Below are 18,488 nucleotides of genomic sequence, written 5' to 3'. Positions count from 1 at the left end.
TCAGGGGTGGTCTTAGGAGACCGTGATGCCCATGGAGCGGGCGGTACCGGCGATGATCTTCGCGGCGGCGTCGATGTCGTTGGCGTTGAGGTCGGCCATCTTCTGCTCGGCGATCTCGCGCACCTGAGCCTCGGTCAGCGAACCAACCTTGGTGGTGTGCGGAGTGCCGGAGCCCTTGGGGACGCCTGCGGCCTTCTTGATGAGCCTCTGCGGCCGGCGGGGTCTTCGTGATGAACGTGAAGGAACGGTCTTCGTAGACCGTGATCTCCACGGGAATCACGTTGCCACGCTGCGACTCGGTGGCCGCGTTGTAGGCCTTGCAGAACTCCATGATGTTCACGCCGTGCTGACCCAGCGCGGGTCCAACGGGCGGAGCGGGGTTCGCGGCGCCGGCCTGGATCTGAAGGCGATCAGACCAGCGACCTTCTTCTTAGGGGCTGCCATGTTTCGGGTCCTTCTGTTGCTGGGGGCGGCTGGCTGCCGCCGTGATTGCTGGCGTCAGAGTCAGATCTTCTGGACCTGAGTGAACGCCAGGCTCGACCGGGGTCTCCCGGCCGAAGATGGAGACGAGAACCTGGAGCCTTCTGGGACTCCACGGAGATCTCGGAGATGGTGCCGGGCAGGGTCGCGAACGGGCCGTCGATGACCGTGATGGACTCGCCCACCACAAAGTCGACCTCGACGGGCGTCGCGGACTGCTGCTGCGACTCCTCCGACGTGCCGTCCGCGCTCTCCTTGGTGGCGAGCATGGCGTAGACCTCGTCGGGGGTCAGCGGCACGGGCTGGTGGGCGTGGCCCACGAAGCCGGTGACGCCAGGCGTGTTGCGCACGGTGCCCCAGGACTCGTCCGTGAGGTACATGCGTACCAGGACGTATCCGGGCATCCGGACGCGGGTGACCAGCTTGCGCTGGCCGTTCTTGATCTCGGCGACCTCTTCCATCGGAACCTCGACCTGGAAGATGAAGTCTTCCTGGTGAAGGCTCTCGCGGCGGTGCTCGATCGACTGCTTCACGCGCTTCTCGTGACCCGAGTAGGCGTGAATCACGTACCAGTCGCCCTCCTGCATGCGCAACCTGGGCCTTGAACTCCTCGATCGGGTCGACCGGCGCTGCCGCCTCGGCGGCCTCGTCGTCAACCTCAAGCGCAGCCTCTTCGGCCGCCTCGATCAGGTCTTCACCGTCAATGGCGTCATCGTCGCCGTCGACCACAGTGTCCGCGGGAGCATCGGACAGGCTGAGCCTCGTCGACCGCAGGGGTCACCTCATCCTCCGGGGCGTCCACCGCTGCCTGTGCGCGGTCGGTCGCCTCGGCGATGTCGGCTACGAGGGCGTCCAGGCTTGTCGCCGGCCGCGTCGAGCCTTGTCGTCACTCACGAGTCACCACTTCCTAGATTCGTTGTGCGGCTGTCAGCCGCCGAACACCCATGCCGATAGCCACCCGAAGCCCACGTCAAGAACGAAGACGAGCAGCATCATGACCGCGACGAAGCCGAGGACAATCCAGATGTACTGGATCAGTTCCTCGCGCGTAGGAGTCACGACGCGCTTGAGTTCGGAGATGACCTGACGGACGAACAGCGCGATACGCCCGAAGATGCTCAGACCCTCGCGGTTCTCGTGCCGCGGGTCCTTCTCTCCGGAATCCGTCACGGCAGATTCGCTCACCAGGTAGGTCCTTTGCTCGGAATCGGGGTGTGTTCGTGCGCGCGACCTGGGCCGCACCCAGCAGGGTAGGAGGGACTCGAACCCCCAACCGTCGGTTTTGGAGACCGATGCGCTACCAATTGCGCCACTACCCTTCGGAGGCGTTGGGACCTCCGTGGCTTCTTGATTCTCGTCATGCGTTCCGGCGCCAGGGCGCAGGTCATCATGACGATCGTCAATCGCCGAACTGCAATGGTACGGGGTCCGAGGCCAAAAAGCGAACCCGTGCTGGCGGGCGGCACTGCCCGGCCTCGTGACCTGCGTTCGTGCCCCGCCATTCTCGCATCGGGTGGCCTTCAGTCTCGACTCCCAAGGTAAGAAGTGACGGGAGTGGCCGCGTGGCCGATTTGTCGGTCACCACCGGACACTCCCGTCACGTGCGTCACTTTTTACCTTGGGTGTCGTCTTTGGAGGTTCGTCCGCCCCCGCAACGCCGCCTCGATCCGAGCCGCCACGAGATCTGGGTCGCGGAGCGCATCGACCGCCGGAAATCTGAGGAAGGGGATGCCGGAAAGGGTCAGCGCATTGTTGCGGCGGCTGTCCTCGCCAAGCGCTTCGCGCGACGAGTGGAATGCATATCCGTCGATCTCCACCACCATGCGTTCCTCGACCCATAGGTCCACATGGCCGACGAACTCAATGAGTCGTTGCGGCTCCACCACCAGTCCCCGATCCATGAGCGCGTCGCGCACCACCGTCTCGCCAGGCGATTGCGACCTTCCGTCCGCTCGCCTCGCCAGGCGCCTCGCGCGCAAAGTTCCAGTGGCGGTCATGTGTCTGAGGTCGTCCTTGCGCACGAGCCGGGCACGTAGTGCCGCATCCGCGGCGGCCAACTGAGCACGGAAGTCCGTGCACATTCCCAGGTGATCGATGACGCGGAGTGGGCGGACGCACAAGGAGGTTCCGGCGTCATCGGCGCGATGCCAGCGCAAGCCATTGCGCAGTCGAGGGTCCTCCGGCGCGACCCCCCGATGCACGGGTATCGCAAGGTGGGTCCCCATCGGCGCAGCGAGGTTCGGTAAACCAAGGTGTCGCAGGGCCGAGACGCAGGTGAGTTGCGCCGAGAGCACGCGGGCAAGGACTGCCTCCGCGGGGGCATCGGGCAACGCATAGCAGCCACGATGTGGCCGCGACACCTCACCTCTTCGAACCGCGTCAAGCAGTTGTGAATCGCAGAACCCGAGTCGGAGCAACTGGTGACGACGAGCCACGCCACCGAATGAGGCAAGAGCGGCGAGAAGATCCATCCCGCCACTCTCCGGCGACGGATCCTCAGGACAGGTGCGCGGGACGCCCACCGTGGACTCGGTGCCTTATCCCCGCGGCCTGGGGACAACGCGAGAACCGCACGGGGTGTGACACCCACGCTCGCCATAGCGATTCCCAAGGTACAAAGTGATGGACGATGCCCAAGTCGCCTATCGTGGCGCGCGCCGGGTCCCACGCACCACACCAGTCACTTCCTACCTTGGGAATCGTCCCGGGGGTAGTGAGAACCTCCCCCGCCGCGGGGAGCGCCGCGTGGGACCCTCGGCGGCCCTCGCTCGCGCGCTCGCGTGGAACAATGCCCCCATGACCTCCTCGAGCCGCGTCTCCGCCCGCCTCGGCGCCATCGCGCCCTCCGCCACTCTCGCCGTCGACGCCAAGGCCAAGGCCCTCAAGGCCGCCGGCCGTCCGGTGATCGGTTTTGGAGCGGGTGAGCCCGATTTCCCCACGCCGCAGCACATCGTCGAGGCCGCGGTCGAGGCCGCGCGCGACCCCAAGAACCACCGGTACACGCCTGCGGCGGGCCTTCCCGAACTGAAGCAGGCCATCGCCGACAAGACGCTGCGCGACTCCGGCTACGAGGTGGACCCCGCGACGGTGCTCGTCACCAACGGTGGCAAGCAGGCCGTGTTCCAGGCCTTCGCCGCAATCCTCGACCCGGGCGACGAGGTCATCCTCCCCGCGCCCTACTGGACCACCTACCCCGAGGCGATCGCGCTCACCGGCGCCTCCTCGGTCGAGGTGTTCGCTGGCGCCGACCAGGGCTACCTCGTCACCGTCGAGCAGGCTCGAGGCCGCGCGCACCGACAAGACCAAGGCGCTGCTGTTCTGCTCGCCGTCCAACCCGACCGGCGCCGTCTACTCCCCGGAGCAGACCAAGGCCATCGGCGAGTGGGCGCTGGAGCACGGCATCTGGGTCATCACCGACGAGATCTACGAGCACCTCCTGTACGACGGCGCGCAGTTCACGCCCATCCTGCGTGAGGTGCCCGCCCTCGCCGACACCACGCTGGTCCTCAACGGCGTCGCCAAGACCTTCGCGATGACCGGATGGCGCGTGGGCTGGATGCAGGGCCCCGCGGACGTCATCAAGGCCGCCACCAACTTCCAGTCGCACCTGACGAGCAACGTCGCCAACGTGAGCCAGCGTGCCGCGATCGCGGCGCTCACCGGCCCCATGGACGAGGTCGAGGCGATGCGCGTCGCCTTCGACCGCCGCCGCAAGACGATGGTCGAGATGCTCTCGGCGATCGACGGTTTCCAGGTGCCCGTGCCCCAGGGCGCGTTCTACGCCTACCCCTCGGTCGAGGGTGTGCTCGGGCGCGAGATCCGCGGCAAGGTCGCCTCGACGTCGGCCGAGCTCGCCGCGATCATCCTCGATGAGGCAGAGGTCGCCGTGGTGCCCGGTGAGGCGTTCGGCCCCTCGGGCTACGTGCGCCTGTCCTATGCACTGGCCGATGCCGACCTCGCCGAGGGTGTGGGTCGCATCCAGGCGCTGCTCGCCGAGTAGGCACCACTTCCGTCGTCAGGGCGGCCCCGGCTCCGGCCGGGGCCGCCCTTCGCGTCTGTCCGCCCCAGCATCGGCCGCGCTCAGGCTCCCGTGCGAGCGGATCGCGGCCCCCACTCCCCGCTGCCCTTGCGTCATGCGGCGGGCTCGGGTGACGATGCAGAGATGGACACCTTCGATGTCATCGTGATCGGCGCAGGACCCGTGGGCGAGAACGCGGCGGACCGCGCCAAGCGAGGCGGCCTCAGCGTCGCCATCGTGGAGGCGGAGCTCGTGGGGGGTGAGTGTTCGTACTGGGCATGCATGCCGTCGAAGACGCTGTTGCGTCCCGGCGCGGCTCGTGCCGCGGCGACGGGGGTGCCCGGCGTCCCCCAGGTCGGCCCGCTTGATGCGGCGGCGGTACTCGCGTGGCGCGACTCCGTGACGGGCGAGGGCGACGACTCCGGCCAGGAGGAATGGCTCGACTCGGCGGGGATCACCCTGGTGCGCGGCCACGGCCGCATCGCCGGCGTGAGGACCGTCGAGGTGACCGCGGGTGAGCGCGGCGACGGCGCGCAGGCCCCGCGCACGCTGACCGCTACCCATGCCGTGGTGGTCGCCACCGGTTCGGTGCCGGTGTTGCCTGATATCCCTGGCCTCGTCGAGGCCGATCCGTGGACGTCGCGTGACGCCACGGCCGCCGATGCCGTCCCCGACTCTCTCGTCATCCTCGGTGGTGGTGTGGTGGGCTGTGAGATGGCCACGGCGTACGCCGACCTCGGGTCGCGGGTCACGCTGGTGGCTCGCGGGGGTCTGCTCGGTGCGGCGGAACCGTTTGCAGGCGCCGCCGTCGAGCAGTCCCTGAGGGAACTGGGCGTCGACGTGCACACGGGATCCTCGGTGGTGCGGGTCGCACGGGCAGCGCGCGATGCCGACGTCGCGGTCACGATCGCCGATGCCTCGGGCACCGAGCGGGAGGTGGCCGGCACCGAGATCCTGGTCGCCACCGGACGCACGCCGAGGACGGGCGACGTGGGGCTCGGCAGCATCGGCCTCGACCCCGAGGCGCCCCTGGCGATCGACGACTCCACCGCGGTGATCGCCGCCGTGGGCGACGGCGATCCGTGGCTCTACGCGTGCGGCGACGTCACCGGACGCGTGGCAACCACTCACCAGGGCAAGTACCAGGCACGGGTGTGCGGCGACGTGATCGCGGCGCGGGCCGCTGGCAACGAAGATGCCGAGCACCCGTGGAGCCCGCTGCGCGCCACCGCCGACCACGGGGCCCAGACGCAGGTGGTGTTCACCCGGCCTCAGGTCGCCTGGGTGGGACTGACCCGAGCCGCATGCGACGCCGCGGACCTCGCCGTCGATGAAGTCGCGGTCGACCTTGGCGGCGTCGCGGGCGCGGGCGTCACGCACCCCGACTATGCGGGCCGTGCGCTGGTCCTGGTGGACCGCGAGCGCCGAGTCATCGTGGGCGCCACCTTCGTGGGACCCGACGCGGGCGAGATGCTTCACGCCGCAACCATCGCGGTCGTGGGCGAGGTGCCCATGGATCGCCTGTGGCACGCCGTCCCCGCGTTCCCGACGGTGAGCGAGGCGTGGCTGCGACTTGCCGAGGCGTACGGCCTGTGACGGTGGAGGCGCCGGGCCCAACCGCCCGTTAGCCTCGTAGCCATGTCCGATGCGGTGGTCCAGGTCCGTGGCCTTGTGAAGTCCTATGGCGGAGTGAGGGCGGTCGACGACCTCGACCTCACCATCGAGCGCGGCGAGGTGTTCGCGCTGCTCGGACCGAACGGCGCGGGAAAGTCCACCACCGTCGAGATCCTCGAGGGTTTCCGCACGCGCGATGCCGGCGAGGTAGCGGTGCTCGGGCTCGACCCCATCATGGCGACCCGCTCGTGGCGCGAACGCGTGGGGCTGATGCTGCAGTCCACGTCGCCGCGTTCGTTCCTGACCGCTCGCGAGGCCCTTGCCCACGCGACCGCGCTGTACTCGAATCCTCGCGACGTCGACGAGACTCTGGCCGCGGTGGGCCTCACCGACAAGGCCGACGAGAAGCCTCAGGAGGCTCTCGGGCGGACAACGGCGACGCCTCGACGTGGCGCTCGCGGTCATCGGCCGCCCCGAACTGATCTTCCTCGACGAGCCCACCACCGGCTTCGACCCCGAGGCACGCCGCCAGTTCTGGCGACTCATCGAGTCTCTCACCGACGACGGCACCACGGTGGTCCTCACCACCCACTACCTGGACGAGGCCGATCACCTTGCCGATCGCATCGGCATCCTGGCCGCCGGTCGCCTGGTGGCGCTCGACACTCCGGCGGGCCTGCGTTCGCTGGCCAGCGGCGCCCGCGTGACGTGGGAGGAGGCGGGGGCGGCGCACACCGAGACGACCGCACGGCCCACGGCCCTGCTGCGCGACCTTCTCGCGCGCCACGACGGCGAAGTGCCGGGCCTTGAGGTGGTGCATCCGAGCCTCGAGGACGTCTACCTCGACCTCATCGGCGACGCTGCGGCAGCTGCCGGTGCGGCCGATGCGGCCGATGCGCAGGTCCAGTCATGAGCGCGCGCACCGCACCCTCGTGGTGGTCCATGACGGCGGACCGGTTTGTGGTCGAGGTGAAGGAGTTCACTCGCTCGCGCGAGCAGATGATCTTCATCTTCTTCTTCCCGATGATCTTCCTCGCGCTGTTCGGGGCGATCTTCAACACCGATGATCTGTACGGCACCGGCGTCTCCTTCGGGCAATACTTCCTGGCGGGCATGATCGCGTCCGGCATGCTCAACACGGGGTTCCAGTCGTTGGCGATCTCGATCTCGATCGACCGCTCCGAGGACGCCCTCAAGCGCATCCACGCCACTCCCCTGCCGCCGACCGCGTACTTCTTCGGCAAGATCCTTCAGGTCCTCGTCGTGTCGGTCGTCCAGGTGGCGCTTCTCATCGCGATGGGCGCGCTCCTGTTCGACGTGTCGCTGCCCGCCGACGCGTGGCACTGGGTCACGTTTGCGTGGGTGTTCGTCCTGGGCCTCGCGTGCTCGACCGCGTGGGGCATCGCCACCTCGTCGCTGCTGCGCAATGGCAAGGCGGCATCGGCCATCCTCACGCCCGTGGTGCTGGTCCTGCAGTTCACGTCCGGCGTGTTCTTCGTGTTCACGGAGTTGCCCTCGTGGCTTCAGCACTTCGCCGAGGTGTTCCCCCTGAAGTGGCTGGCACAGGGCATGCGCGCCGTGTTCCTGCCCGACGAGTTCGCGGCGGCGGAGGCCGCCGGCTCGTGGCAACTGCCGCTGATCGCCATCGTGCTGTCGGTGTGGCTGGTGGCCGGGCTCGTGATCTCCGCGAAGACCTTTAGGTGGCTGCGCCTCGACGATCGGTGACCCGATCACCTGAGTGATTCCTCAGGGGCACCGCGGGACAGTGGTGGCCATGAACGCACCGAGCCTTCGCACCGTCACGGTGGCCGCCGGGTTCCTGGGGCTGTCAATGATCGTGGCGGGCACGGCGACCGCCATGGCGGGCGTGCCCACGGATGAACCCATCGGCACCGGCATCACGCTGCAGCAGGCCGACGGCGCCACCCCCGAGCCCACTCCGACCCACACGGGCACCGCCCTGCTGCCTGGGGTACCCATCGAGGTGGGCGCGGACCCTCTGTTGGAGTGCGACGCGGACGGCGCGTGCGGCGACAAGAAGAAGGGCAAGGCCTCGCGCGACGACAGCGAGGCGGCGGAGGTCTCGACCGCAGTGGTCACCACTGATGGGGCCGATGCGGCCGCCGCCGGCTCGGACGCCACGAGCGAAGGCTCCGCCACTAAGGACGATGCCGCGGGCAAGACCCGCGATCTCGCGGCGGCAGGGGCGGCCCTCGCCGCATGTGACCTTCCGTCAAAGCCGGACCTGACCGGTGGAACACACCAGCAACGCACGGATGCCCTCCGGGCGTGGAAGGCGGACATCGTCGAGGCCGCACACGGGTGTGGCGTCGACCTTGCGGCCGCTGACCTCGCCGACGACAAGGGCTGCGACCGCCTCGTCAAGGCCTGGGGCGAGGAGCGCGGCGCGCGTGAGGCGCGAGCCGACCGTGGTGACGCACGCACGCAAGCGGACAGTCCCGACCGCGAGCGCGGCGACCACGGGGAGAGCGACGACGCGTGGGGCGGCGATGAGCGCAGCACCGATGGGGACCTCGGCCGCGACGACGCACAGCGGGACGCGCACGACGACGAGCGGGACAGGCTCGCGCGACAACGATGGCTGGGGCGTGGAGGACACGCGGCGCGGAGACCACGACCACGATGGTGGGTCGTGGGACGGCCGCCGCTGACCTCCACCACCACGCCTCGACGACGGCCCTGGCACCTGCCGGGGCCGTCGTCGCATGTCCGTGAACCACGCCCCAGGCGCGCTACCGTGAGCGGCAAGGGCCTGGAGGGCATCATCGCGCGATTCTTCGACAAGGCGGCCGCTGCCGCGCAACGCACCAGCGTGCGTTCGCGCCTGCTGGCGTACCTCATTGCGCTGACCGCCACGGCCCTCGTCATCGCGGGCCTCACGGCGTGGGTCATCGAGCGCGGCCGCATTGACAGCCAGATCACCGAAGACATCGCGCTCCGTGCCCAGGCCTTCACCGAACTGGCGACCGACGTGGACCCCACCACCGGCGAGCCGTACGCGTCGTCGCAGGCCCTCATGCGTGAGGCGATGCTCCGTGTGGTCGCGAGCCCCACAGAATCTGCCGTCGCACACGTCGGCACGGTGGCTCGCTACGTCCCCTCCGCTCCGTCGCGCCTGCGGCTCGAGGACGACGAGCAGTTCCTCGAAGAAGCCTCGGACCACGCGTCGGAGACGGTCGTGGTCCGTTCCGTCACGACCGACACGGCGGACTATCGCTATGCCGCCGTACCGATCGTCGAACCCGACGGCACCGTGGTGGGCGTGTTCTCGTTCGCCACCGATCGCGGCGCCCTGCAGGCGAATCTCGCCGAGACGTTCCAGGCTCTACGCGCTGGTGGCCCTGATCGCGCTGGCGATGATCGGCGTCGTGGCCTGGACCACCGTGGGACGCACCCTGCAGCCCATCGCCACGCTCGAGGCTCGCGTGCGCCGCATCTCCGAGCATGACCTCTCCGAGCGGGTACCGGTGGAGGGGCACGACGATCTCGCCCGGCTCACCAGCACGGTCAACGCCATGCTCGACCGCATCGAGCGCGCCTTCGAGGACCAGCGCCAGGCTCCTCGACGACGCCTCGCACGAGCCTTCGCACGCCGCTGGCGATCATGCGCACCAACCTCGAGGTCCTCGAGCCCCGCGACGCGGAAGAGGTGGAGCGCTCCCAGAAGGAGCCTGCTGGACGAGGTATCGATGATGGCGCGCCTCGTCGACGACCTCGTGACGCTAGCGAAGTCCGACCGTCCCGAGTTCGTGCACCGCACCCCCACCGATCTGGCGGAGGCTCACCGAGTCCGCCTACGCGCGTGCGAGCGCGCTCGGCGAACGCGACTGGCACTTGGACGGCCTCGCCCACGGCACGGTCATCGTCGACCCCCAGCGCATCACCCAGGCGTGGCTCCAACTGGCCGCCAACGCCGTGAAGTTCTCCGCGCCCGGCTCGCGCATCCTCGTCGGCTCCGCCGTCACCCCCACCCAGGTCCGCATGTGGGTGAGCGACGAGGGCCTCGGCATCGCCCCGAGCAAGCACAAGGAAATCGTCGGGCGCTTCACGCGACTCGACCCTGAGGTAGAGGGCTCCGGTCTCGGACTGACCATCGTCGCCGCTATCGTCGGTGCACACGGTGGGCGCCTCGACGTGTTCTCGGAGCCAGGCCGCGGTTCCACCTTCACCATGATCCTTCCCCGGAACGGAGCCCTCGCATGATTCGCTTGCTGCTCGTCGAGGATGAAGACAAGGCTCGTCGCGTCGCTCATCAAGGGACTCCGCACCGCCGACATCGAGGTCGAGGCGGTGCGGACCGGACGCGAGGGCCTCGAGCGCGCCATCAACGGCAACCACGACATCATGCTGCTCGACATCGGGCTCCCCGATCAGGAGGGCTTCACGGTGCTGCGCCGCCTACGATCGTCTGGCTCCGACCTCCCCGTGATCATCCTCACGGCACGCACGTCCGCCGAGGACACGGTGCGGGGCCTCGAGCGCGGCGCCGACGACTACATGGCCAAGCCCTTCGTGTTTGACGAGCCTGGTGGCACGTATCCGCCTGCGGGCTCGCAAGCCCAGCGAGGACACCCCACCGCCCGACGGTGTGATCGTGGTGGGCCGCTGTGAGCCTGGACCCGATGGCGCGGCTCCTCACCTGCGACGGCGTGCAGATCCCACTGAGCCCCCGTGAGTTCCAGGCTCGCACACCTCCTCATGACCCATGGCGGGGATGTGGTGCCACGCGCCGAGGCCCTCGAACACGTGTGGGGCTCGGCCGCGCGCGACAACGTGCTCGATGTCTACATCCGCTACCTGCGCTCGCACCTCGGGTCAGACTCGATCGAAACCATCCGCGGCATCGGCTACCGGTTCGTCGGCTAAGCCGCCGCGGCATCGGCCATCGGTGCCGAAGCCAGGCCGCGCCCCTGCCCTACGCTGGGCGGATGGACGTGAGAGCACCGCGCTGGATCGACGCCGCCATCGCCGCAGGGCTGATGGTCGTCTCGATCGCTTGGACGCTCCAGATCACCGACGTCCCCATCGAGACCTACCGCCTCATGGACCCGCTCGGGTGGACCCTCATGGCCGCCCTGGTGTTGCCGCTCATTTGGCGCCAGAGCCTACCCGCGCGCGGTCATGTGGGTCACCTTCGCCCTGTGGCTCGTGGTCGCGGGACTCGGTTACGAACCCACGCCCGCCATGCTGGGGCTGTTCCTCGCTGTCTACACGGTGGCATCGTCCATTCCCCGCGCGACCACGCTCAAGCACTGCGCGGTCCTGCTGGCCATCATGCTGGCCTGGACGGGGGTAGGCGTGGTGACGCTCGACTCTGTGGAGGGCTACTCGCTACTCATGGAGCCTCTCGGTATCGCCATCCCGCTGCTACTGGGCATGAACGACCGTCGGCTCCGCGAGCGCGTCTCGGAGGCGAGGTCGCGCACGCCCGGCGTGAGCAGGCCGGCTACGAGATCGCGGCCGATGCCGTGCGCGCCGAACGCGCCCGCATTGCACGAGAGCCTCCACGACGTGGTGGCGCATGAGATCACGGTCATGACCCTGCAGGCGGAGGGTGCGAGGCGACGCGCCCGCGACGCCTCGCCCGAACTCACGGACACCCTCGCCACCATCTCGGCCTCCGGCCGCAAGGGCCTCGAGGAGATGCAGCGCATGATCCGCGTGCTGCGCGCCTCCGAGCAGGAGGCCGCGGAGCGTGCAGGCGTGGACCGCGCGCTCGCTGGCGGCAGGAACGCGGACCGCGCACCCGCACGCGACGAGCCTCGCGCCCATGCCCTCGCTCGCCGCGCTGCCCTCGCTCGCGCGCCACGTGCGCGAGGCAGGCTTCCCCGTCACGCTCGACGTGTCCGGCTCCGCCCACGTGCCCGCTGGCGTCGAGGTGAGCGCCTACCGCATCATCCAGGAAGCCCTCACCAACGCCATGAAGCACGCGGGCCCCGGCGCCAGCGCCAAGGTCACCGTGAACCGCACGGCCGATGCGGTGCACATCTCGGTGGAGGACGACGGCCGCGGGGTGGGCACCGAGGGTGCCAGGGTCAGCGGCGGCCACGGACTCGCTGGCATGGCGGAGCGCGTCCACGCACTCGGCGGCGCACTGTCGCACGGGCCGCGACGAGGCGGTGGCTTCGAGGTGCACGCCGTGCTGCCCTCGGGTGACGATCAGGTGAAGGAAGCCGCTCAGGCTGAAGGAAACGAGGACCGATGATCCGGGTAGCGCTAGTGGACGACCAGGCGATGGTGCGCGTAGGCCTCCGCATGATCCTCGAGGCGGAGGACGACATCGCCGTGGCGGCCGAGGCGGCCGACGGCGCCGAGGCGGCTGCGATGGCACGCCAGTTCACCCCCGACGTGGTGCTCATGGACATCCGCATGCCAGGCATGGACGGCCTCGCCGCCACGTCCACGGTGATCGAGGCGAGTCCCGAGACCAAGGTGGTCATCCTCACCACCTTCGACGACGACGAGTACGTGTACGAGGCGCTCCGCGTCGGCGCCTCCGGGTTCCTCCTGAAGAGCGCCGACGGCGACACCCTCGTCAACGCCGTGCGCGTGGTCGCGGCGGGCGAGGCACTGCTGGCGCCAGAGGTCACCCGCCGCGTCATCGAACGCTTCGCCCACGGCACCGTCGACGCCGTCGAGCACGTCCCGTCCCCGGAGGCCATCGGCGACCTGTCGGACCGCGAGGTGGAGGTCCTGAGGCTCATCGCTCGCGGCATGTCCAACCAGGAGATCGCGCAGGAACTCTGGGTCTCCTCCACCACCGTGAAGACTCACGTGAGCCACATCCTCACCAAGCCTGGGGGTGCGCGACAGGGTTCAGGCTGTGGTCGAGGCCTACGAGTCCGGCATCGTCATTCCGCGCGGATAGCGCCGATCCGCGGCCGTCGCCGAGCATCGGCCCCAGCACGTCCCAGGGGTGAACCCTGAGAGAACTCAGGTGGAACCGTCCGCGTGGGGGATGGGCGGCGGGCCAGAGTTTTTGCCACACTGGGCGCGTCGACGCTGACGTCTGCACCCCTTCCTGCCCAACGAAAGGCACCACCATGACCTCTACCGCCGCACCCGCCCTCGCGGCGTCCATGCGAGACGGCTACAAGGACTACGGCACCGGAGAGGCGGCGGTCCGCGCCCTTGACGGCGTCAACGTGGACATCGCCCGCAGCGAGTTCACCGCCATCATGGGCCCCTCGGGATCGGGCAAGTCGACGCTCCTGCACACCCTTGCCGGCCTCGACAAGGCTCTCGGCCGGGTCCTCGACCATCGCCGAAACGACCATCACCCAGCCTGTCCGAGGCGCAGATCACCGAGGTACGCCGCAAGTACATCGGGTTCGTCTTCCAGTCGTTCAACCTGATTCCCTCGCTGACGGCGCGCGAGAACATCACGCTTCCGCTCGACATCTCGGGCACCAAGGTCGACAAGGCGTGGTTCGACGAGATCATCGGCATCCTTGGCCTTGGCCAGCGCCTCACGCACCTTCCCGCGGAGCTCTCCGGTGGCCAGCAGCAGCGCGTCGCGGTGGCGCGCGCGCTCGTGTCGCGGCCCGAGATCATCTTCGCCGACGAGCCCTCCGGCAACCTCGACTCGAAGTCTGGTGCCGGGCTCCTCGCCTTCATGCGGCGCGCGGTCAAGGAGTTCGGCCAGACCATCGTCATGGTCACCCACGACCCGACCGCCGCGTCCTACGCCGACCGCATCCTCTTCCTCGAGGACGGGCAGATCGTTGACGAGATGCGTGAGCCCACGGCCGACCGCGTGCTCGACCGCATGAAGCAGATGGGGCACTGATGTTTCGCCTCGCACTGAAGTCCGTCAAGCACAATCCGAAACGGCTGATCCTCACCGCCGTCGCGGTGGCTCTCGGCGTCTCGCTGGTGGCGGCAACGCAGACCTTCACGAACGCCTTGTCGTCGGGGTTCTCCGACCTCTTCGACGACATCTACTCCGGCACGGACATCGTGGTGGAGGCTGACCCGAACGCCGCCGAGGAGTCCGACCAGGGCGGCGACCCGTTCAGCGTTGGCGCGGGTGTGTTCTCGCCCGACGACGTCGCCGCGATCTCCGAGGTCGACGGCGTCGAGATCGCCGCGGGTGGCGTGCAGGTCACCGGCTCCGTGCTGCCCGCCGACACGGGCGAGGGCACCACGGACCCGCTCGCCGGTTCGGGAGCCCCCAGCCAGATCTTCAACTGGTACGGCGACTCCACCATCGACCAGTCGACCATCGTCGACGGCCGGGGCGTGGAGGCAGATGGCGAGATCGTGCTTGACGTCGACTCAATCGAGACGCTGGGCTACGCCATCGGCGACACCGTCGGCATCGCGACGGAGGCGGGCGTCACCGACTTCACGCTCGTGGGCACGGTGCGCTTTGGTGAGGACAACAATCTCCAGGGCGCCACCCTCGCGTACATTTCGGATGCCGATTCGCACACCCTTGCGGACGACCCGAACTACGCCACCGTCAGCGTCATCACGGCTGAAGGTGCCAACCTCGACTCGGTCGTGGCCGACATCGACGCGGTCATCCCGGACGGCACCCGCGCCATCACCGGTGAAGACAAGGCCGCCGAACAGACCGCGGCGCTCGACGACGTGCTGCAGTACGTCGACATCTTCGCGATCGCGTTCGCGGGCATCTCGTTGTTTGTGGGCGCGTACATCATCGTCAACACGTTCCGCATCATCGTGACGCAGCGCACGCGAGAGTTTGGCCTCATGCGCGCCATCGGCGTCACGGGCAAGCAGATCCGGTCCATGATCCTGCTCGAGGCGCTGGTGGTCGCCGTGCTCGCCTCCACCCTCGGCATCATCCTTGGATACCTGCTCGCGCTCGGCTTTGCGGGACTCGTCTCGCTCTTCGCCGGGGACATCTTTGGCACCATGTCGCTGCCGCTCGACGCGGTGCTGTGGGCGTACGTCATGGGTGGTGCGGTCACGCTGGTCTCCGCGTTGCTTCCCGCACTCCACGCCTCGCGCGTGGCTCCGATGGAGGCCCTGCGCGAGTCCGCCACGGGCGGCAAGAAGCCGCTCAAGGTGCGCAACATCGTGGGCGGAGCCCTGGCGCTGATCGGCGCTGGGCTCGTGACGCTGGGCCTCTACGTCGACCTCGACAGGCCCTACATCTACGTGGGCGCGGGGGCGGCAATCCTCGTGATCGGCGTGACCCTGCTCGCGGCCCAGGCTCCTGTCGCCGCTCGCAAGCCTGATGCGCAAGCCGCTGACCTCCTGGTTCCGGGTGGACGGCAAGGCTTGCCGCCAATAACATCCGACGCGAGCCGCGGCGCAGTGCCAACACCGCTGCGGCACTGATGATCGGCGTCATGCTGCTGGCGCTGGTGGCGACCTTCACGGAGTCGCTCAAGACGGTGGTGACGTCGGAGTTCGCGTCGACCAAGGCCGACCTCTTCGCCACCTCCACGCAGGGCCCCATCCCCGATGGGGCGGTCGATGTCATCGAGGGCGTGGACGGCGTGGCCTTCACCAGGCTCGATCGGCTTCGGCACCGCCGAGTTTGACGGCGCGCAGTTCGCCGTCGGTGTGATCGAGCCCGAGACGGCCTCCGAGACGTACGAGTACGCCACGGATCCCGCGATCGACGAACTGTCCGACGGCGAGGTCTTCATCAACCCGGCGATCGAGGAGCCTCGGAGTCGAGGTGGGCGACGAGATCACGCTGACCGGCTCGGAGGGCGACGTGAGCCTCGAGGTCACGGGTCGCTACCTCAACGAGAACGAGGGCGACTTCTTCGTCACGTTCCCCACGGGCGACGAGCCTGTTCGGCGACGTCGAGGCCGTGCAGACGCTCGTGGTGTTCGACGACTCGGTGGTGCCCGATGACGAGGAGGCCGGCTCCGGCCAGGTCACCTTCACCGAGCAGACCGAGCGAATCCAGGAGGCGCTGAGCGAGGACTATCCGCTCGTCATGCTGGCGCAGCCGGGTGAACTCGAGCAGGCTCGCCAACCAGTTCATCGACCTGTTGCTGGGTGTCATCTCCGCGCTGCTCGGCTCGGCGCTCGTCATCGCCCTGTTGGGCGTGGCGAACACCCTACTGCTGTCGGTGACGGAACGCACCCGCGAGATCGGCCTCCTGCGTGCCGTGGGCATGAAGCGCCGCGCGGTGTGGCGCATGATCACCATCGAGTCGATGATCATGGCGGTCTTCGGCACCGTGCTGGGCATGGTGCTGGGTGTCGCACTCGGCTCCGCGCTGGTGCTGTCGCTCGCCGACTTCGGCTTCGACGGGGTGACGATTCCGTGGGTCTGGCTCGTGGTCTACACGGTGCTCGCCGCCATCGCGGGTGTGCTGGCGGCCATCTGGCCGGCCTACCGCGCCTCGCGCCTGGACATCCTGCAGGCGATCGCCGCCGACGGCTAACCCTCACCACGCCAAAGGCCCGGTCATCCGCAAGGGTGGCCGGGCCTTTCGCATGGTGACGGCGGTGGAGGCGGGCGCAGGCACCGCGCCTCCACGCCTCAGCCGAAGGAACGTGATGGTGCCGGAACGAGCTCGGGCCCCGTGGGTTCCACAAAGCGAACGGTCACCGTGCCAGGCACGCGGGACCCCGCGACGGCATACGACAACACGACCCTGTCCCGGTTGGCGGAGCCCCCATCAGGAGTGATGACGATGCGCTGGGGCGCCAGGTCCCGAAGGAACTCCTCGGCGTCCCCCTCACCACCGCGAGCGTCCTCCCACGCTCGGCGGAGGCGAGCGGGCGCCGAATCCTCCTGGGCGAGCCCGCGAGCGACCGTCTCGCGACCGAGGTTGTCGACGAAAGCGAACTGGTCAAAGACCATGTCGATGTCCCGCACGACCGCTGCGGACAAACGCCCGGGGTAGTCGATCTCCAACCGCACGTTGAGGCTCTGACCGTCCACGGTGACCACGGCTTCCATCGCGCCGCCGCCGGGTCCTCCGTCGAGGAGAATGTCGCCGAGGTACTGGCTCTCCACGGTCACACCCCCACTCAGACTGCAGCGCCTCGTCCGCCTGCAACCGGTTGACCGTCGCGCGCGCGTCGGCATCCGTGCCGAAGTAGTCGTCGACGATCGCATCGAAGAGTTCCCGGCCACGCGTGTACTCAGCGGCCGTGAGCTCGAGACACCGAGCCGCGACATCGAACAAGTCGGTCGCCGCATAGTGGGAGCCTGCGGTGCTGAGACCGACACCTGGCTCGCGAGGGGTCGGATTTGTCACGGGCGAACTACCGAGAGTGGTCGCTGCGGAGGCGAGCGCCGTCTCGACCCTGCCCATGTTCGTTGACACCATGGACGTGTCTGAACGATCCAGGATCATCGCGTCGTCGCGAGTTTCGTACTCACCCAGTACGAACGCGTCGAGGTTGAAGCTCGCGAGGCTCATCGCGGATGGCCGATGCGGCATCGTTCAGCATGGTGACGAGCGCACTCTCCTGGGCCGTGAGCGCCTCGTCCAGATCGCCAAGCGAGTCCGTCAGTGACTCCAGGATCTCGAGGTAGGAACTTCCCGAGACCGCCGTTTCGTGGGCAATGGCTGCCACGCCGGTACTCGCGAGCGTCGCAATGCCGCCAAGGACCGAGACCGCCGCAACGGTTCCGGCTCCAGCGGTCACCACCGATGACACGACGCCCGCCACGGCGGCAACCACCGTCAAGGCGAAAGTGCCGTTGGCGGCGGCGGAGTCGCCCGCTTGCTTCTCCCACGCTGCACGTGCGGCGTCACAGATGACAGCCACGTCCTTGCGCGCGGCAGGCCACATCGCCTGCTCCGCCGCATAGTTCGCCTCGAGGATGACGCACGCGTCCGCAAGGCCATGCGTGACCTTCGAGAACTGGGTGTAGTACTTGTCCAGGAAGGGCGTCCGGAAAGCTCCCGCGCAGGTTGTTCACGATGACGGCCTCGATGGTCCCGTTCGCCGTCGCGATCTCACCGCCGCCCTGGACGGTCGCCGTTGCGGAGGACCCCCGAGTACAGCCGTGGTGGAGTTGGCCGCGCTCCGTGGGGTGGCACACGCTGCGCCGTCCGGGAGCCCCTGCCACTTGGCAACGCGGGAATCGATCACTCCCCGAATCGCGTCAAACTCCTCGGCCACCGAATCCTTGACGCCATTGCCGTCACCGCCGCCCGAGCCGTCTGCAGCGGGGCGGTTGTAGAAGTTGAGCATCCAGCCCCACTTGGCGTAGATCATGTCGTTACCCCAATTGGGGTAGAAACCTTGATCAGCCATCCAACAATCGATGGCCGCGCGCTTCATCTGCCCCACAATCGTGGGGAGGTCGTCGTAATCAACCATGCTGTATGAACCCCCGGATGTGTCTCGACGCCTGCGCGTCACCGGCGACCCTAGCAAGAACTCTTCTCAGATACGCGT

Annotated in this window: 19 protein-coding genes, 1 tRNA gene and 8 pseudogenes; 19 read left to right on the top strand and 9 right to left on the bottom strand. The window is 68.5% G+C overall.

Going from position 1 to position 18,488, the window contains the following annotated elements; genetic code table 11:
* Positions 1 to 12: 12 nt before the first annotated feature.
* The 6 genes and pseudogenes from rplK to QQK48_RS21780 all read right to left on the bottom strand — a co-directional run.
* Positions 13 to 444, bottom strand: a pseudogene (gene rplK, locus QQK48_RS10575) (50S ribosomal protein L11).
* Positions 411 to 1,067: a transcription termination/antitermination protein NusG gene (gene nusG / locus QQK48_RS10570; RefSeq protein ID WP_348523588.1), complete on the bottom strand. Its 657-nt coding sequence runs from the start codon at positions 1,065 to 1,067 to the stop codon at positions 411 to 413. Before nusG ends, rplK begins: the two are co-directional and overlap by 34 nt.
* 340 nt (positions 1,068 to 1,407) lie before the next feature.
* Positions 1,408 to 1,665, bottom strand: a complete 258-nt coding sequence (gene secE, locus QQK48_RS10565) for a preprotein translocase subunit SecE (RefSeq protein ID WP_431308330.1) — start codon at positions 1,663 to 1,665, stop codon at positions 1,408 to 1,410.
* Positions 1,666 to 1,726: 61 nt separating this feature from the next.
* A tRNA-Trp gene (locus tag QQK48_RS10560) sits at positions 1,727 to 1,799 on the bottom strand.
* Between the two features lie 294 nt (positions 1,800 to 2,093).
* Positions 2,094 to 2,396, bottom strand: coding sequence for an endonuclease domain-containing protein (locus tag QQK48_RS10555; RefSeq protein ID WP_284328429.1), 303 nt, complete (start codon positions 2,394 to 2,396; stop codon positions 2,094 to 2,096).
* 420 nt (positions 2,397 to 2,816) lie between these two features.
* Positions 2,817 to 2,951: pseudogene (locus QQK48_RS21780) on the bottom strand (type IV toxin-antitoxin system AbiEi family antitoxin domain-containing protein); the annotation flags it as partial.
* Positions 2,952 to 3,276: 325 nt separating this feature from the next.
* On the opposite strand from QQK48_RS21780, the pseudogene QQK48_RS10550 reads away from it, so the two are divergent.
* From QQK48_RS10550 to QQK48_RS10480, 19 genes and pseudogenes are all read left to right on the top strand, one after another.
* A pseudogene (locus tag QQK48_RS10550) lies at positions 3,277 to 4,480 on the top strand (pyridoxal phosphate-dependent aminotransferase).
* 162 nt (positions 4,481 to 4,642) lie between these two features.
* On the top strand, positions 4,643 to 6,094 hold the full coding sequence (locus QQK48_RS10545) for a dihydrolipoyl dehydrogenase family protein (protein WP_284328428.1): 1,452 nt from the start codon (positions 4,643 to 4,645) through the stop codon (positions 6,092 to 6,094).
* A gap of 42 nt (positions 6,095 to 6,136) precedes the next feature.
* Positions 6,137 to 6,557 (top strand): annotated as a pseudogene (locus tag QQK48_RS19920) (ATP-binding cassette domain-containing protein); the annotation flags it as partial.
* Between the two features lie 3 nt (positions 6,558 to 6,560).
* A complete protein-coding gene (locus QQK48_RS19915) occupies positions 6,561 to 7,025 on the top strand; it encodes an AAA family ATPase (protein ID WP_348523783.1) in 465 nt (154 codons plus the stop codon).
* Positions 7,022 to 7,837 (top strand): ABC transporter permease, encoded by an 816-nt coding sequence (locus QQK48_RS10535; RefSeq protein WP_284328427.1) that lies wholly within the window; start codon positions 7,022 to 7,024, stop codon positions 7,835 to 7,837. The genes QQK48_RS19915 and QQK48_RS10535 overlap by 4 nt, the downstream gene beginning before the upstream one ends.
* Positions 7,838 to 7,886: 49 nt before the next feature.
* Positions 7,887 to 9,581 carry an MHYT domain-containing protein gene (locus QQK48_RS10530; RefSeq protein WP_284328426.1) on the top strand — a complete coding sequence of 565 codons (1,695 nt, stop codon included), beginning with the start codon at positions 7,887 to 7,889 and terminating at the stop codon, positions 9,579 to 9,581.
* Positions 9,559 to 9,606: pseudogene (locus QQK48_RS21775) on the top strand (hypothetical protein); the annotation flags it as partial. The gene QQK48_RS10530 and the pseudogene QQK48_RS21775, both read left to right, overlap by 23 nt.
* Before the next feature lie 361 nt (positions 9,607 to 9,967).
* Positions 9,968 to 10,336 (top strand): sensor histidine kinase, encoded by a 369-nt coding sequence (locus QQK48_RS10525; protein ID WP_284328425.1) that lies wholly within the window; start codon positions 9,968 to 9,970, stop codon positions 10,334 to 10,336.
* A gap of 21 nt (positions 10,337 to 10,357) precedes the next feature.
* The gene (locus tag QQK48_RS19910) at positions 10,358 to 10,744 is read left to right on the top strand and encodes a response regulator transcription factor (protein WP_348523587.1); all 387 of its coding nucleotides are present in this window, start codon (positions 10,358 to 10,360) and stop codon (positions 10,742 to 10,744) included.
* A 60-nt stretch (positions 10,745 to 10,804) separates the two neighbouring features.
* Positions 10,805 to 10,999 (top strand): winged helix-turn-helix domain-containing protein, encoded by a 195-nt coding sequence (locus QQK48_RS19905; protein ID WP_348523586.1) that lies wholly within the window; start codon positions 10,805 to 10,807, stop codon positions 10,997 to 10,999.
* A 62-nt stretch (positions 11,000 to 11,061) separates the two neighbouring features.
* Positions 11,062 to 11,658 (top strand): hypothetical protein, encoded by a 597-nt coding sequence (locus tag QQK48_RS10515; RefSeq protein ID WP_284328424.1) that lies wholly within the window; start codon positions 11,062 to 11,064, stop codon positions 11,656 to 11,658.
* Positions 11,597 to 11,749, top strand: a pseudogene (locus QQK48_RS21770) (histidine kinase); the annotation flags it as partial. The gene QQK48_RS10515 and the pseudogene QQK48_RS21770, both read left to right, overlap by 62 nt.
* 79 nt (positions 11,750 to 11,828) lie before the next feature.
* Entirely contained in the window at positions 11,829 to 12,338 is a 510-nt protein-coding gene (locus QQK48_RS10510) for a sensor histidine kinase (protein WP_284328423.1), read from the top strand.
* Positions 12,335 to 13,001: pseudogene (locus tag QQK48_RS10505) on the top strand (response regulator). Before QQK48_RS10510 ends, QQK48_RS10505 begins: the two are co-directional and overlap by 4 nt.
* Before the next feature lie 175 nt (positions 13,002 to 13,176).
* Positions 13,177 to 13,922, top strand: a pseudogene (locus QQK48_RS21765) (ABC transporter ATP-binding protein).
* Positions 13,922 to 15,445, top strand: a complete 1,524-nt coding sequence (locus tag QQK48_RS10495; protein WP_284328422.1) for an FtsX-like permease family protein — start codon at positions 13,922 to 13,924, stop codon at positions 15,443 to 15,445. Before QQK48_RS21765 ends, QQK48_RS10495 begins: the two are co-directional and overlap by 1 nt.
* Positions 15,445 to 15,651, top strand: a complete 207-nt coding sequence (locus QQK48_RS10490) for a hypothetical protein (RefSeq protein ID WP_284328421.1) — start codon at positions 15,445 to 15,447, stop codon at positions 15,649 to 15,651. Before QQK48_RS10495 ends, QQK48_RS10490 begins: the two co-directional genes overlap by 1 nt.
* Before the next feature lie 140 nt (positions 15,652 to 15,791).
* Positions 15,792 to 15,974 (top strand): hypothetical protein, encoded by a 183-nt coding sequence (locus tag QQK48_RS10485; RefSeq protein WP_284328420.1) that lies wholly within the window; start codon positions 15,792 to 15,794, stop codon positions 15,972 to 15,974.
* 101 nt (positions 15,975 to 16,075) lie between these two features.
* Positions 16,076 to 16,513, top strand: coding sequence for an ABC transporter permease (locus QQK48_RS10480; RefSeq protein ID WP_284328419.1), 438 nt, complete (start codon positions 16,076 to 16,078; stop codon positions 16,511 to 16,513).
* Between the two features lie 98 nt (positions 16,514 to 16,611).
* Here QQK48_RS10480 and QQK48_RS10475 read toward each other — a convergent pair whose 3' ends face one another.
* From QQK48_RS10475 to QQK48_RS10465, 3 genes are all read right to left on the bottom strand, one after another.
* Positions 16,612 to 17,091, bottom strand: a complete 480-nt coding sequence (locus QQK48_RS10475) for a hypothetical protein (protein ID WP_284328418.1) — start codon at positions 17,089 to 17,091, stop codon at positions 16,612 to 16,614.
* 365 nt (positions 17,092 to 17,456) lie between these two features.
* Complete coding sequence (locus QQK48_RS10470; protein WP_284328417.1) at positions 17,457 to 17,876, bottom strand: hypothetical protein; 420 nt, start codon at positions 17,874 to 17,876, stop codon at positions 17,457 to 17,459.
* A gap of 126 nt (positions 17,877 to 18,002) precedes the next feature.
* Entirely contained in the window at positions 18,003 to 18,344 is a 342-nt protein-coding gene (locus tag QQK48_RS10465) for a hypothetical protein (RefSeq protein WP_284328416.1), read from the bottom strand.
* Positions 18,345 to 18,488 lie beyond the last annotated feature (144 nt).

This window comes from Demequina litorisediminis (genome assembly GCF_030161615.1).
Lineage (GTDB): Bacteria > Actinomycetota > Actinomycetes > Actinomycetales > Demequinaceae > Demequina > Demequina litorisediminis.
Note: the sequence above shows the minus strand (reverse complement) of the source record. Positions and strands in the feature narration are given on the sequence as shown.

Bases quoted from the DNA above. Each gene is read 5' to 3' on its own strand.
- nusG (WP_348523588.1), bottom strand. From the start codon at position 1,067: ATGCAGGAGGGCGACTGGTACGTGATTCACGCCTACTCGGGTCACGAG.
- QQK48_RS10545 (WP_284328428.1), top strand. From the start codon at position 4,643: ATGGACACCTTCGATGTCATCGTGATCGGCGCAGGACCCGTGGGCGAG.
- QQK48_RS10535 (WP_284328427.1), top strand. From the start codon at position 7,022: ATGAGCGCGCGCACCGCACCCTCGTGGTGGTCCATGACGGCGGACCGG.
- QQK48_RS10530 (WP_284328426.1), top strand. From the start codon at position 7,887: ATGAACGCACCGAGCCTTCGCACCGTCACGGTGGCCGCCGGGTTCCTG.
- QQK48_RS19910 (WP_348523587.1), top strand. From the start codon at position 10,358: ATGAAGACAAGGCTCGTCGCGTCGCTCATCAAGGGACTCCGCACCGCC.
- QQK48_RS10515 (WP_284328424.1), top strand. From the start codon at position 11,062: ATGGACGTGAGAGCACCGCGCTGGATCGACGCCGCCATCGCCGCAGGG.
- QQK48_RS10495 (WP_284328422.1), top strand. From the start codon at position 13,922: ATGTTTCGCCTCGCACTGAAGTCCGTCAAGCACAATCCGAAACGGCTG.
- QQK48_RS10490 (WP_284328421.1), top strand. From the start codon at position 15,445: ATGATCGGCGTCATGCTGCTGGCGCTGGTGGCGACCTTCACGGAGTCG.
- QQK48_RS10470 (WP_284328417.1), bottom strand. From the start codon at position 17,876: ATGTGGCCTGCCGCGCGCAAGGACGTGGCTGTCATCTGTGACGCCGCA.
- QQK48_RS10465 (WP_284328416.1), bottom strand. From the start codon at position 18,344: ATGGCTGATCAAGGTTTCTACCCCAATTGGGGTAACGACATGATCTAC.